The organism is Catenulispora pinisilvae (genome assembly GCF_015356865.1).
In the GTDB taxonomy this organism is placed as follows: domain Bacteria; phylum Actinomycetota; class Actinomycetes; order Streptomycetales; family Catenulisporaceae; genus Catenulispora; species Catenulispora pinisilvae.
The window spans coordinates 1-12,468 of record NZ_JAAFZA010000281.1 but is presented as its reverse complement, the minus strand read 5'-3'; the positions used below and the strand labels follow the sequence as shown (position 1 = coordinate 12,468).

Annotated in this window: 11 protein-coding genes and 1 pseudogene; 6 read left to right on the top strand and 6 right to left on the bottom strand. The window is 69.9% G+C overall.

Annotation, left to right across the window (positions count from 1 at the left end; genetic code table 11):
* Nucleotides 1-223: 223 nt before the first annotated feature.
* A pseudogene (locus IZR01_RS42840) lies at nucleotides 224-523 on the top strand (IS5/IS1182 family transposase); the annotation flags it as partial.
* A gap of 23 nt (nucleotides 524-546) precedes the next feature.
* Here IZR01_RS42840 and IZR01_RS42835 read toward each other — a convergent pair.
* The gene (locus tag IZR01_RS42835) at nucleotides 547-999 is read right to left on the bottom strand and encodes a BP74-related protein (protein ID WP_194899607.1); all 453 of its coding nucleotides are present in this window, start codon (nucleotides 997-999) and stop codon (nucleotides 547-549) included.
* 453 nt (nucleotides 1,000-1,452) lie between these two features.
* Between IZR01_RS42835 and IZR01_RS53840 the strand changes: the two genes are divergently transcribed.
* The 5 genes from IZR01_RS53840 (at nucleotide 1,453) to IZR01_RS42810 (ending at nucleotide 5,169) form a co-directional block, all read left to right on the top strand.
* Nucleotides 1,453-1,857 carry a GlcG/HbpS family heme-binding protein gene (locus IZR01_RS53840; protein ID WP_194899608.1) on the top strand — a complete coding sequence of 135 codons (405 nt, stop codon included), beginning with the start codon at nucleotides 1,453-1,455 and terminating at the stop codon, nucleotides 1,855-1,857.
* Nucleotides 1,858-1,992: 135 nt separating this feature from the next.
* Nucleotides 1,993-2,661, top strand: a complete 669-nt coding sequence (locus tag IZR01_RS42825) for a DUF4097 family beta strand repeat-containing protein (RefSeq protein WP_194899609.1) — start codon at nucleotides 1,993-1,995, stop codon at nucleotides 2,659-2,661.
* Between the two features lie 248 nt (nucleotides 2,662-2,909).
* Nucleotides 2,910-4,316 (top strand): ferredoxin reductase family protein, encoded by a 1,407-nt coding sequence (locus IZR01_RS42820; protein ID WP_194899610.1) that lies wholly within the window; start codon nucleotides 2,910-2,912, stop codon nucleotides 4,314-4,316.
* A gap of 18 nt (nucleotides 4,317-4,334) precedes the next feature.
* Nucleotides 4,335-4,760 (top strand): FMN-binding protein, encoded by a 426-nt coding sequence (locus IZR01_RS42815; RefSeq protein WP_194899612.1) that lies wholly within the window; start codon nucleotides 4,335-4,337, stop codon nucleotides 4,758-4,760.
* A gap of 136 nt (nucleotides 4,761-4,896) precedes the next feature.
* Nucleotides 4,897-5,169 (top strand): helix-turn-helix domain-containing protein, encoded by a 273-nt coding sequence (locus IZR01_RS42810; protein ID WP_194899613.1) that lies wholly within the window; start codon nucleotides 4,897-4,899, stop codon nucleotides 5,167-5,169.
* Nucleotides 5,170-5,171: 2 nt separating this feature from the next.
* Here IZR01_RS42810 and IZR01_RS42805 read toward each other — a convergent pair whose 3' ends face one another.
* From IZR01_RS42805 to IZR01_RS42785, 5 genes are all read right to left on the bottom strand, one after another.
* Nucleotides 5,172-8,597 carry a DUF4132 domain-containing protein gene (locus IZR01_RS42805; protein ID WP_194927169.1) on the bottom strand — a complete coding sequence of 1,142 codons (3,426 nt, stop codon included), beginning with the start codon at nucleotides 8,595-8,597 and terminating at the stop codon, nucleotides 5,172-5,174.
* A gap of 113 nt (nucleotides 8,598-8,710) precedes the next feature.
* Nucleotides 8,711-9,391, bottom strand: a complete 681-nt coding sequence (locus IZR01_RS42800) for a response regulator (RefSeq protein WP_194897153.1) — start codon at nucleotides 9,389-9,391, stop codon at nucleotides 8,711-8,713.
* A gap of 60 nt (nucleotides 9,392-9,451) precedes the next feature.
* Nucleotides 9,452-10,768: a sensor histidine kinase gene (locus IZR01_RS42795; RefSeq protein WP_194927168.1), complete on the bottom strand. Its 1,317-nt coding sequence runs from the start codon at nucleotides 10,766-10,768 to the stop codon at nucleotides 9,452-9,454.
* Nucleotides 10,769-10,982: 214 nt separating this feature from the next.
* Entirely contained in the window at nucleotides 10,983-11,939 is a 957-nt protein-coding gene (locus tag IZR01_RS42790) for a glycoside hydrolase family 18 protein (protein ID WP_194897151.1), read from the bottom strand.
* 200 nt (nucleotides 11,940-12,139) lie between these two features.
* Nucleotides 12,140-12,468 (bottom strand): 4Fe-4S dicluster domain-containing protein (locus IZR01_RS42785; RefSeq protein WP_194927167.1); only part of this gene is annotated, 329 nt, incomplete at its 5' end.

The window sequence follows — 12,468 nt, the reverse complement described above, 5'->3', positions numbered from 1 at the left end:
GACTTCACGACGGCTCCTGGTAGTGCGGATGGCGTAGACAACCGCTGCTCTACCAGGAGCCTCATACATTCAACAAATACGTGCTCTCATACACCACCCGGCTCCGCCGGGATCTCGGACAGCCTCTGAGCCGCTAAGGACTCCTAATAAAAGTGGCTTGTCTGAGCTGCGGGAATGGGGGCGTATCAGCCTTCGTCGATGTAGCCGGAGGTGTGAGACGGCCGGGACGAATGGTCGACCGTGCCAGCGCCCGGACCGGGTGTATACCGACCGCGGCTACGACCACGACAAGTACCGCCGCCAGGTCCGGGCGCTGGGTGGTACCCCGGTCATCGCCCGCCGGGGTACCGAGCACGGTTCCGGGCTGGGCGTCCACCACTGGGTGGCCGAGGCTGCGTTCGCGCTGCTGTACTGGTTCCGGCGCCTGCGCATCCGCTGGGAGATCCGCGGCGACATCCACCGGGCCTTCCTCACCCTGGGCTGCGCCATCATCTGCTGGCGACGACTCCACGCCCGATCTTGATAGGAGTCCTTAGTCGGCTCTCACTAAGGTGCCGGGATTTCCTTGACCAGGCGCGAAGACCAATCGCACCAGACGTACCCGGGAAGGAAGGCACCGCCGGCCTCGTCGAGGTAGTCCTCGACGTAGGGAATCGTGGCGTCGCAGACCTCGATGGCGGCATCGAAGAATCCGATGGTCTCCGGCTGGAGGTGGTAGCTCCAACGAGGGTTGTACGGCGCCGCGCGGGGGGTGATACGCCCGATAATGTGTGGCCGGTCAGTGGTCTGGCCTGACAGCAGTTCCCGCGCGTGCTCGATGTCTGCGGGCTTGTCCAGCTTCACCACGAACTGCTCGTGGGTGATGTCGGTCATGACGAAGTAGGCCGCGGCGCTGTCCTTGGCGTGCGCGGTCGAGGCGGCGTACGCCGGTGCGGAAGTAAGTGCGATCATCGCCACGGCGGCGAGTGCGCCGATGGCGGCTTTGAACGTACGGTGCATGTGTTTCCCCTTGTCAGATGGGTCTTGCACACGTACCGTAGCCGATCGGTGACCGATAATGATCTTCATTTCGTGGTGTCGGGCCCGATCAGTCCGTCCCAGTCACAAACTCCGGCGGTGGCGCATTCCATACAGGTCGCCGCCCTTCGCTATGACCGCGACTTCGACCGCCGTGCCTTCCTGGTCCGAGAGCATCAACGAAAGCTGATACAGCCCTCATCCCCGCAGGTCAAGCCCGCCACTCTTGCTGGGAGTCCTAAGTGGCTGACCGGATCCGATTGCCGAGCGCTACGGCGGCGCCGGTACCGCGGATCGCCGGGCGCTCGGTATCAGGCTGGTGTTCGTACCACCAGGTCAAACACCCTCTCCCCACGCGTCGCCGAGACCGGCCAACCTGGGGCAGAACCCGCGGACCGCCGCCCGGCACCCCGCGAAGCAGCAGAGGGAAGCCACGTGAACATCACCCTGTCGCAGGCCGAAGCCGTCATCGCCGCCGCCCGGGCCCGGGCCGGGGAGCGCGGGCTGGCCGTCGCGTTCGCGGTCGTGGACGCCGGGGGAAACCTGGTCGCCTTCGCCCGCGCCGACGGCGCGAACCTGATCACCATCGACACCGCGATCGGCAAGGCCTTCACCGCGGTCAGCATCGGCGGCGACAGCGGCAATCTGGCTCCGGCGATCCAGCCCGGCGGGCCGCTGTTCGGCACCGGGCTGGTCCTGGCCGGGGCGCGGTCGCTGGTCCCCTACGGCGGCGGCGTGCTGATCCGGGTCGAGGGCCGGGTGATCGGCGCGCTGGGGGTTTCGGGGGCGCCCGGTTCCGACGACGACCACCAGATCGCCGCGGCCGCGACTACTGCCTGAGCAGCGGCGACAGCCGTGTCAGCGGTGTCAGCGGCGCTGTCAGGCAGGCGTCAGGGCCGTGTCAGGACGGGCCCCGATATTGGAGATGTGAGAGCGGGCCGGACGGGCCCGCCGACCATCACCAAGGAGCAGATCATGCAGAAGTTCGACACCCCGAACCCGGTCTCCGTCGTCCTGGAGATCCCGGCGGGGCTGATCCGGCTGATCGCCGGCGAGCGTACCGACACCACCGTCGAGGTGCTGCCGTCCGACGCTTCGAAGAAGCGGGACGTGAAGGCCGCGGAGAAGACCACCGTCGAGTTCCAGGACGGCGTCCTGCGGATCGCGACCGCGGACCCGAACAAGGTCCTGGGCAGTTCCGGCTCGCTGGACGTGACGATCTCGCTGCCGGCCGGCTCGCGCTTCCAGGGCCAGGCCGGTGCGGCCGAACTGCACAGCACCGGGCGCCTCGGCGAGGTGACCTTCGACGGCGGCTACCAGACCGTGGCCCTGGACGAGGTCGGCAGCGCGCACCTGAAGGCACACACGGGTGAGGTCACCGTGGCCCGGCTGACCGGTCCGGCGGAGATCACCAACGGCAAGGGCGACATCACCGTCGCCGAGGCCGTCTCCGGTGCGGTGGTGCTGACCACCGGTATGGGCAACCTGTCGGTCACCGCCGCCCCCGGAGTGTCCGGCACGCTCGACGCCAGCACCGGCCACGGCCGGGTCGACAACGCGCTGCGGAACACCGAGGGCGCCGGCGCCGCCCTGACCATCAAGGCGACCACCTCCAGCGGCGACATCTCGGCCAGCAGCCGCTGAGGTGCGCGGGCGGACGGCAGCCAGCCGGATGCCGAGTGCACGGAACAGGTTGGGCACTCGGGTACGCGGCCGGGCGGAGCAGCTGATGCTCCGCCCGGCCCCGGCCGCTTTCGGCCGTCAGGACGACACCGCGCCGTGGACCGTAAAGCTTGAGAAAAGCGTTGAGAAAGCTTAGAACAAACGTGCCCTGACATCGCGATCCGGCATGACACCTTGAGGCAGCACACCTACGTGAGGGAGCGTCCAAGGTGGTCCAGGCTCGGTCAGCCGGGGTGGAGGTGCCGAACGACCCCGAGTGGGCGATGCCCAAGCGGGACTGGCTCCACAGTCTTCCCCTTCTCCCCCGCCGGCCGCTCTCGGCCGCGCTGATGGTGCTGCTGGCCGCCGGGGTCGCCGGCCTGCTGGCCCTGTGGTGGCGGCAGACGCCCGCCGACCGGCTCCAGTCGCTGCCGGACTACCTCGTCATGCTGGCCCAGATCACCGGGCTGGTCGGCGCCTACCTGCTGCTGATCGAGATCGTGCTCATGGCCCGGCTGCCGTGGCTGGAACACCGGCTGGGCTCGTGGCTGGTGTCCGCGCACCGGAGCCTGGGCGGCTACCTGGTATTGCTGCTGTGCGCGCACGTCGCTCTGGTGATCGCCGCGTATTCGGTCAGCGTGCACGCGCCGCCGCCGACGGTCCTTGTCAGCATTCTGCGGACCTACCCGGGAGTCCTCGCCGCGACGATCGGCTTCCTCGTGATGCTCCTGGCCGGGTTCACCTCGGCCCGCTCCATCCGGCGGCGATTGGGTTATGAGGGCTGGCATTCGATCCATCTGCTGATGTATCCGGCCGCGGCCGCCGCGTTCTGGCACCAGATCACGCTCGGCGCGCAGTTCACCCGCAACCCCTGGGCCGCCGAGGTGTGGGTGGGGGTGCACACGGCCGTCGCGGCGCTGATCATCACCTACCGCATCGTGATCCCGGCCCTGAACAACCGGCGGCACCGGTTCCGGGTGACGCGCGTCGAGGACGTCGGACCGGATGCGATGAGCGTCTACATCACCGGACGGTACGTCGCCGAACTCGGGGCCGAGGCCGGGCAGTACTTCCGGTGGCGGTTCATGAGCCGGAGCCTTTGGTACCAGGCCCACCCGTTCTCGCTGTCCGCCGCGCCGCACGCCGACACGCTGCGCCTGACGTTCAAGTGCGTCGGCGGCTACACGAACCGGCTGAAGCGGCGGCTGCGGCCGGGAGTCAGGGTTCTGCTGGACGGCCCCTACGGCGCCTTCACCAGCGTCCTGCGACGCCAGCACGGCGTGGTGATGATCGGCGGCGGCATCGGCGTCACGCCGCTGCGCGCGATCGTCGAGACCATGCACGGCCGCCGGAACGACATCGTCTTCATCCAGCGCGCCTCCACGGTCGGCGACCTGGTCCTGACCCGCGAGCTCGAAGCGCTCAACGCGGCCGGCCGGATCATCTACATCCCGGCCATCGGCAGCCGGCGGAACGATCCGCTGTCCGCCGAACGGCTCCTGGACCTGATCCCCGACCTGGAAGACCGGGAGGTTTTCATCTGCGGCTCCGTCGGCATGGCGGCCGCCGCCGTCCGGAACCTGCGCCGGGCGAAGGTCCGGCGCGGCCGGATCCACACCGAGATCTTTGATTTCTGATGCCGTCAGAGGGAATCAATGCACATTCCACACGTCAAGACCCTGCTGTCGATCGTCGGCACCGCCGGGGCGATGGGCGCTCTGATCGCCGCCAAGACCTCGGCGCACGGGCTGCCGCCGAAGCCGCCGCCGGCGACGGAGAGCGCGCTGGGGACCGGATCCAGCGCGGTCATGACCGTGACCGGGCCGCCGATCCCGATCACGCACGGGATCGTCCAGGTCCGCATCACGATGGCCGGCGGGCGGATCACGAGCGTCGCGGCGACCAGCCTGCCGCATGACAACAACGTCTCGTGGGCGCGTTCGGTCGGCGCGGCCTCGGTACTGGCACGCGAAGTCATCGCGGCGCAGTCGGCGCATGTCGACGCGGTGAGCGGGGCGACGTACACGTCGGATGCCTACCTGAAGTCATTGCAGGCGGCGATCGACGCCGGCAAAGGCTGATCCGCGGCGTCATACCTGGGATGGGGGCCCGGCCGGGGCTACTGCACAGGTTGACGGACGATCGGTCACCAGGAGGATGAATCAGCAGGCTGTCACGCAATACCGTCACAGCAACGGAGCAGGGACGGGAGTTGCCATGTCAGCGGGTTCGAGGGATGGCGAGCGGATGCTGGCCGAGTTGGAGCGGATCAAGGAGCGGGCGGGCATGAGCTTCGCCCAACTCCAGGCCGCGGTTCCGTACAGCAGGTCGGCGCTGCACCGGTACTTCACCGGGCAGGCGCCGATTCCGCGTGACGCGTTGGTGTGGGTGGTGCGGGCTTGTGGTGGGGACCTGGCCGCGCTGCTGAGGTTGTGGGACGCGGCGCAGTCGGACCCGGTGCTGGGCATGCGCCCAGTGGCGGCGGCCTGAGGCTAGGCCGTCACCTCGGTCAGGTCTCGCAACAGTTCGGACGCCGTGACGGCGTCGAGCTCGGCGAACGTCGGGGACTCAGGCCGGGGCCGGTAGTCCCCGCCCTCGTCGTGCGTGCTCAGGAACACGCCGCTGAAGCGCTGGTTCTCGCCGAGTGCGTCGACGAAGCCGACGGCGATCCCGGGATCGAGTGCCACCGTCACGGATCCGCCGCCGGGCAGCGTCCGGTAGATCCAGTGCTGGACGCCGGCGTCCTGCGGAGCGCCGCGCCGCCAGCCGCGCCGTTCCAGGCCCAGGACCTTGCCGGTCGGGACGTCGATGCCGGCGAAGCGGGTCAGCGTGCCGGCGGCCTTCTCCTCGTCGGTGAGGGCGTGGACGGCGCGCCCGAGTTGGTCGAACGGCTGGAGGATCTCGTAGTCGGCGAACACCTCGGACCACCGGACCGGCCCGGCGCCGAGGTGCAGGGGATGCGCGATGCCGACCACCGCGTCGTCCGCGAGGGTGTATTCGCCGTCTGAGACGTCGGCGAGGGTGAGGTCCTCCGCGACGCGGAAGGTGCTGTCGATCCCGTCGTCGGTGTGGGTGACCCAGACCAGGCGGCGGACGACATGGCGCAGCAGCGGATGCCCGACGAAGTAGTCGCCGAACTCCTGGACGGTCCAGCGGCGCTGCGTGACCATGGCCAGTTCGAAGCGGGCGATCTGGCTCGCGGCGAGCGTCCGCACGTCCTTCTTCAGCCCGGAGAACCGCTGGTACGCGGCCGGGGCGAGCTCGTCGTCGTCCTTCGCCCCCGGCTTCGGCAGGGCCTTGAGACGCTTGCCGGACCCGTCGGCGACGAACGGCTTGAGCTGCTCGTCGAACCCGACGGTGAACTGCCGCGGACCGTAGTCCAGGGCCAGGGTCCCGGCCGGATCCAGCCCGAGTTCCGGGACGAGGCGGTCGCCGAGCTGGTCCGCGGTGAGGCCGAGGTCGCCGGCGATCTCGGCGACCCGCTGCACCGCGCGGTCCTTCAGCCCCTTGGACTTGGCCTTCTGCGAGATGTCGTAGAGGTGCATCAGGGCGACGTCCCCACCGATGTCGGTGAGCACGTCCAGGCCCAGCCCGGCGCGCTGGTGCCCGCCCTCGCCGGGCCACTTCCGGATCAGCGGGCTCAGCCGACGCACGGTCTCGTCGTCGCCGAGCCACCGCAGCGCGTCGAAGGCCCAACTCTCTTTCGGCGGGCACTCGACATCGCACCAGTTCTCGAACAGCACCCACGCGAACTCGGCGAGCGAGGCCGGGTCGCAGACGTCCTTGGCGATCTGGAGACCGGCATACGGCTCGGCGGGCTTGGACACCGCGAGCATCAGGAGCAAGTGCTCCTTGGACGCTTCAGGGAGCGCGCTCTGCCGGTCCTTGAGCAGGACCCGCGGCAGCATCCGGGGGTCGGCCCAATCGGGGACGGCCGGCATCACCTTGGGCAGGATGCGGGTGCCGTCGTCGGCGATGATCGCGGCCACCGCCGCCACGACGGCTTCGCCGTAGCCGGCCGCGGCTTCGTCGATCTCGTCGGTGAAGCCGCGGGCGGCCAGCGTGCGAAGAGCCAGTTCGGCGGCGGCGCGGGCCTTGCCCGGCTTGCCGACGGCCACCGGTATCAGGGTCCTGGCGGCGACGCCGGGGTGCCGGGTCAGCCAGGCCAGCGCCGGCGACCGGACGGACTTCAGGCGGCTGAGCCAGTCGGCGGCGAGTAGCGCGGCCTCGGGCTCGGCGAACGGGGCGACGGCGGCGGCGCAGCCCACGGGTCCTTTGCGGGCCAAGTGCAGGATCGGCGGCAGGGCTTCGGCCCCGAAACGGGCAACCAGGCCCCGCGCCCACAGCTCGGCCTCGTAAGGGTCCGGCTTCCATTCCGGCAGGAGGGGCCGAACCAGTTCCTCCGGCGCGTATATCGCGAAGGGACCGTTCGCGTACCAGGTCGCGGTGCCGTGGCGGACGATGCTCCGCGCGATGTCGTCCCAGCCGCCGCCGATCCAGCGCGGGTCTTTCTCGACCCGCGCAAAAGCCCCAGAAGCCCATTCTTCTCGCTCGCCGTCGCGCCAGACCAGGCCCGATCCGGCCGGCGCGACCAGACCGGTGATGACGACCGGCTTGGCCGGCTTGCCGGCGGTCAGCCAGGGCGGGCTGACGAACAACGGAGGCAGCGCGTCCGCCTCCGCCTCCGGGACGAGCACGTCGGTCGGGCGGATCTTCTCGACGAGTTCGCGTGCGGCCGGATCCAGGTTCGCCAGCTCGGCTTGCACCGCCTCGTCGTTGGCGAGGATGTACCGACGCAGCACGGTCGCGGCGATCCGGCCGCGCGACGTGTCGCGGAGCGCGCCGGTAAGCGCCGTTTCGGCGAGCATGCGCAGCGCGCGCCGCGGGAAACGCTTGGCGGCCTTCTGGATCGCGGCGACGTAGTGCTTCTTGTCGATGTTGTCCAGGAGGAACCGGAACGCGTCGTCCGTCGGGGTGGCGGCGATGATGGCGAGCAGGGTGTCGACGTCCGTCCGGTCGTCGAGCCAGGAGGTCAGGAGCGGGAGGAGGTGGTTGCCGACGTTGTCGAAGGCGGTCCACAGCGTTGCGGGCTCTTGGAGGACTTGGCCTACGTTCACCGCGCGCCCCGGGACGGTGGGGAAGGCGGCTACCTGCTGTTCCGTCGTGATCGAGCTGAGCGCCAGCCACGGGGACCCGTGATCCGTCCCCGGCCGCCAGTTGCTCTGGGCGAAGTCGGCGTCGACCCAGTCGGCGTGCTCCGGCATCAGGAACGAGGTGAGCGCGCGCGAAAACGATTCGGACAGCGTCGGGACGGCCCGTGCCGCCCGATAGCCCGCCAGGATCTCGCGGACCTGCGCGTATTCCTCCTCGCTCGCCGACACCAGATGCCGCCGCAGACGGACCGCGAGGTCGAAACGCCGGCGCGATTCGGGAACCTCCTCATAACCGGCGCCCTTGCGCACGAGGCGCCCCGGTTCCCTTGAGTAGTAGTCGCGGTCGACGCCGACGCCGAACAACTCCACGGCGGCCCGCACGGCGAAGGGCAGGCCGCGCGTGGCGATCCAGGCGTCGATGATGCCGGCGGGGTTCTTGTAGCCGGGCATGCCTTGCGAGGTCACGATGGCCGCCGCGAGTGCCGCCGCGAGCGGGGTCGCGGCAGCGGGGTCGCCGTCGGACGCGCGGAATTCGTTGACGAGATCGGGTTCGCTCCGACTGTCGGCGAGGATCTTGTCGATCCAGGCGCTCTTCTCCAGCAGCCGGGCGGCGAGGTACTCAGCGGCGTGCGCCATCGGCAGCGGATTGATCGGCAGCGGATCGGCGGCGGCGCCGCGCCGGGGAATCACGAGGAGCCGTATGGCTTCGGGCAGCTCGCAGACGTCTTCCGACTCCTGGGCGGTGGTGGTGGCGGCGCCGTTCATCGATCACTCCCCGGGGTGCTGGCTCGGTGTGCCGGACTGTAGCGAAAGGTCCTGACACGGACCGGCCGACCCGCGTCGGCCGCTGACCGCTAGCCGCCAGCCCACTGAACCGGTCAGCCCGCACGCCCGCCGGGCACCACCAACCCCGCCTCGTAAGCCACCACGACGGCCTGGGCCCGCGTCGACAGCCCCAGCTTCGTCATCGTCCGGTTCAGGTGCGTCTTCACCGTGGTCTCGCCGACCACCAGGTGCTCGGCGATCTCGGGATTGGTCATCCCCTTGCCCACCAGCCGCAGCACCTCGATCTCGCGGGCCGTGAGCGCCGCGAGGTCCTTCGGCGGGCCGCCCGGCGCCTCGCCGCGCAACGTGTAGGCCTCGATCAGGCGCAGCGAGATCTGCGGCGAGAACAGCATGTCGCCGTTGGCCACCACGGTGATCGCCGCCAGCAGCCGCTCCGGCGAGGTGTCCTTGAGCACGAAGCCGCTGGCTCCGGCCTTGAGCGCGGCGTAGACGTAGTCGTCGAGGTCGAACGTGGTCAGGATCAGGACCCGCGGGGTCCGCCGGCCGGCCGCGTCGCGCGCCGCCACCAGCTGTTCGGTGGCCGCGATGCCGCCGATGCCGGGCATGCGGATATCCATCAGGATCACGTCGGGGTCCTGTTCGGCGGCGATGGCCAGCACCTGTTCGCCGTCCTCGGCCTCGCCGACCACCTCCAGACCGGGGGCCGCGCGCAGCAGCGCTGCCAGACCCGCTCGCACCAGGATCTGGTCGTCCGCCACTAATACCTTGATCACGCCAACCCCCCGGGTACGAATCCGCCGGCCGTGATCTTAGGGGGGAGCGCGGGGTCCGGACTAGGGTTCCGGGTCGGGTTCCTGCTCCTTCGGGAGAGTCAGAACCACTTCGAAACCGCCGGCCGCGCGGGGTCCCGCCTGGAGCGTCCCGCCGTAGATCCGTGCTCGTTCCCGCATACCGACCAGACCGTTCCCGGAGCCCGCCACGGCGGGTCCCAGGGCGGTCGGCACGGCGACAGCGCCTTCCGTCAGGGAGCGTACACGGCCGCCGTCGTCGCGGATGCACACGGTCAGGTCATGGTTCTGATAAACGAGTTCTATCCGCGCGTGCGCGCCGGGTGAGTGCTTCAGCACGTTGGTCAGCGATTCCTGGGCGACCCGGTAGCAGCACAGGTCCGGGCCGGGCGCCAGCGTGAAGGCCGTCCCGGTCACCGCCATCGAGACCTCCACGCCGGCCGCGCGCACCCGCTCCAGCAGCCGCGGCAGCTGCGCGAGCCCCGGGGCCGGCTCGACCGAGGGCCGGTACGCCGCCTCGGGGACGCCGTCCTCCGGGACCGGCCGCAGCACCGCCAGCATGCGCCGCAGCTCGCGCATCGCCTCGTGGGTGGCGTCGGCGATGGTGCCCAGCGACTGGCCGGCGGTGGCCGAATCGCTGAGCAGCACATAGCGGGCCAGGCCGGTCTGCACCGAGATCACGGACATGTGGTGGGCGACCACGTCGTGCAGTTCGCGGGCGATCCGGACCCGCTCGCCGGCCACGGCCTCCCGGGCCCGCGCGGCCTGTTCGCGCCGCAGCTGCTCGGTGAGCTGGGCCAGCCGGTCGTTGCGCTCGGCCAGCCGCCGGGTCTGGTTCCCGAAGACCCAGGCGACGCCGATGACGAGCACGCTCTGTAGCACCGCGAGCAGGACCGCGAGCACCACCAGCTTCAGGCTGTACTGAAGCCATACGCCGAACACCGCCAACGCGTAGGGGACGACGCGCAGCGGCGGCATCCGGGCCGCGACCGTGTAGAAGACGAGCAGCGGGCTCCACGCGATGGTGGTCGGCGGATAGTCGAGCCCGGTGTACACGACGACCATCGCGCAGCTCGCCCACAGCACCGGCACCGGCCACCGGCGGCGCAGCGCGAGCGCGGCGCAGGTCCCGACGGTCAGCGCGTAGCCCAGGACGCCGACGGGATGGAAGGTGGTGTGCTGGGTGTCCTGCTTGGTGTAGACGAGGTGGCCGCCCGACGTATAAGGGTATTGCTTCAACCAGATCAGGCTCACGGCCAGCATCGTCGCCGCGACGATCCCGTCCACCGCCTGGGGATGGGCGCGCAGCAGCCGGACGCCGGCCCCCGCGGCGCCCATGAGCCTGATCGCGACTGTCTGCATCCGCCGCAGCGTAACGTCGGCAAGGGCGCCAGGTCACCGTGCTGCGGTCCACTGCCCGCGTACGCCGTGGGGTGGAGCGCGAGCAGTTCGTCGGTCTGTGGTTGACGGCCGGGCCGGTGGAGGTTTCCCAGCTGGGATCAAGGCGATCGCCGCTCGCCTGGCCGACGCGCTTCGAGTCGGCCAGGCGAGGACTTGGAACGTAAAGCGAGCGGGTCTAGCCGGTGATCTTGTTGAAGATCTTCGAGTAGGCGTAACCGGTGCCCTTGTCGTAACCGTCGACCTCCCAGAACGCCAGCTCCTGCACCCCGTGCGAGGCGGCGAAGCTCTCCAGCGTGGAGGCGTTGGACTGGGTGAAGTTCTCGTTGTCGTCGTTGTGCCCGGCGATCGGGGTCAGCCCGAGCATGCCCCAGCCCTTGCTGCTGGAGACGCCGAAGACCGATTCGAGCTGCGGCACGGTGGCCTTCGCGGCGGACTCCGCGTCGTTCAGCGCGTTCTCGCCGTCGCCGAAGTCCATCGTCATGATGTTGACGACCTGGACCGCGACGCCCTTGCTGTGCGCGTCCTTCAGCAGCGTGGTGGCGTTGGACTCCAGCCCGGTGGGGTCGACGGGCAGGGTGTAGTCGACCTGGACGCTCGGGTTCGCCTTCTGCAACGCGGCCAGCGCCTGGTCCCGCCGGGAATTCGCGGTCTTGTTGTTCAGGTCGTTGCCCTCGATGTCGAAGTCCAGGCGCGTGACGTGGTAGGTGCTCACGACCTTGGCGTAGGCCGCTTCCAGGCTGGACACCGAGGTGCACTTCTCCGCCAGCTCACCGCCGGAGGCGCCGCCGAAGGAGATGATGACGTTCCCGCCGGCGTTCTGCAGCGCGGTGATCTGGGAGCTGAACGCGCCCACCGAGTCGCCGCCGTCCTCCCACTCGGGGGTACAGCCCGACTTCGGGGTGAGGAACGCCAGCGTGTAGAACTTGTCGCCGCTGGCGGACATGTCCTTGGCCATGTCGCCGGCGTCCGACGAGCCGATCTGCAAGTAAGGCGCGGAGTAGTGAGCGGGGAAGCTCGCTCCGGCGGCGCGGGCGACGGGCGCGGCGTTGGCGGTCGCGGCGACTCCGAACACGGCGACGGGCAGGAACGCCGCCGCGCCGTATATCAGGGCCTTACGAAGGTTTTCGGGCATGCGGATCCTCCAGGTGCGTGGGGTGATACCTGTGTTCCGGCGGTGCAGATGTTAGTAAACTTTCCTAACTCCATCCGGGATGGTAGGCAGCCCGAAGCGGGGCGTCAAGAGGCAAAGCGCCTCGGCCAGGGCCGGCACCGCACGCTGAAGCCCGCCGGCACACGGCCGACGGGCTTCGCCACGTCACAGGATCCTGATGGTCAGCGGGTGGCCTTGCGCTGCGCCCGCAGCCACTCCTTGTTCATCGTGGCGATCGACGCCAGCGGGATCCCCTTCGGGCACGCCGTCGCGCACTCCCCGGTCAGCGTGCAGCCGCCGAAGCCCTCGGCGTCCATCTGCGCCAGCATGCCGATGACCCGGGTCTCGCGCTCGGGGGCACCTTGCGGCAGGGTATTGAGATGGTTGACCTTCGCCGCGGTGAACAGGCTGGCCGAGCCGTTGGGGCAGGCCGCGACGCAGGCGCCGCAGCCGATGCACTCGGCGTTCTCGAAGGCCAGGTCGGCGGCGGGCTTGGGGATCGGGGCGGCGT

Bases quoted from the DNA above. Each gene is read 5' to 3' on its own strand.
- IZR01_RS42835 (WP_194899607.1), bottom strand. From the start codon at position 999: ATGCACCGTACGTTCAAAGCCGCCATCGGCGCACTCGCCGCCGTGGCG.
- IZR01_RS42825 (WP_194899609.1), top strand. From the start codon at position 1,993: ATGCAGAAGTTCGACACCCCGAACCCGGTCTCCGTCGTCCTGGAGATC.
- IZR01_RS42815 (WP_194899612.1), top strand. From the start codon at position 4,335: ATGCACATTCCACACGTCAAGACCCTGCTGTCGATCGTCGGCACCGCC.
- IZR01_RS42810 (WP_194899613.1), top strand. From the start codon at position 4,897: ATGTCAGCGGGTTCGAGGGATGGCGAGCGGATGCTGGCCGAGTTGGAG.
- IZR01_RS42805 (WP_194927169.1), bottom strand. From the start codon at position 8,597: ATGAACGGCGCCGCCACCACCACCGCCCAGGAGTCGGAAGACGTCTGC.
- IZR01_RS42795 (WP_194927168.1), bottom strand. From the start codon at position 10,768: ATGCAGACAGTCGCGATCAGGCTCATGGGCGCCGCGGGGGCCGGCGTC.
- IZR01_RS42790 (WP_194897151.1), bottom strand. From the start codon at position 11,939: ATGCCCGAAAACCTTCGTAAGGCCCTGATATACGGCGCGGCGGCGTTC.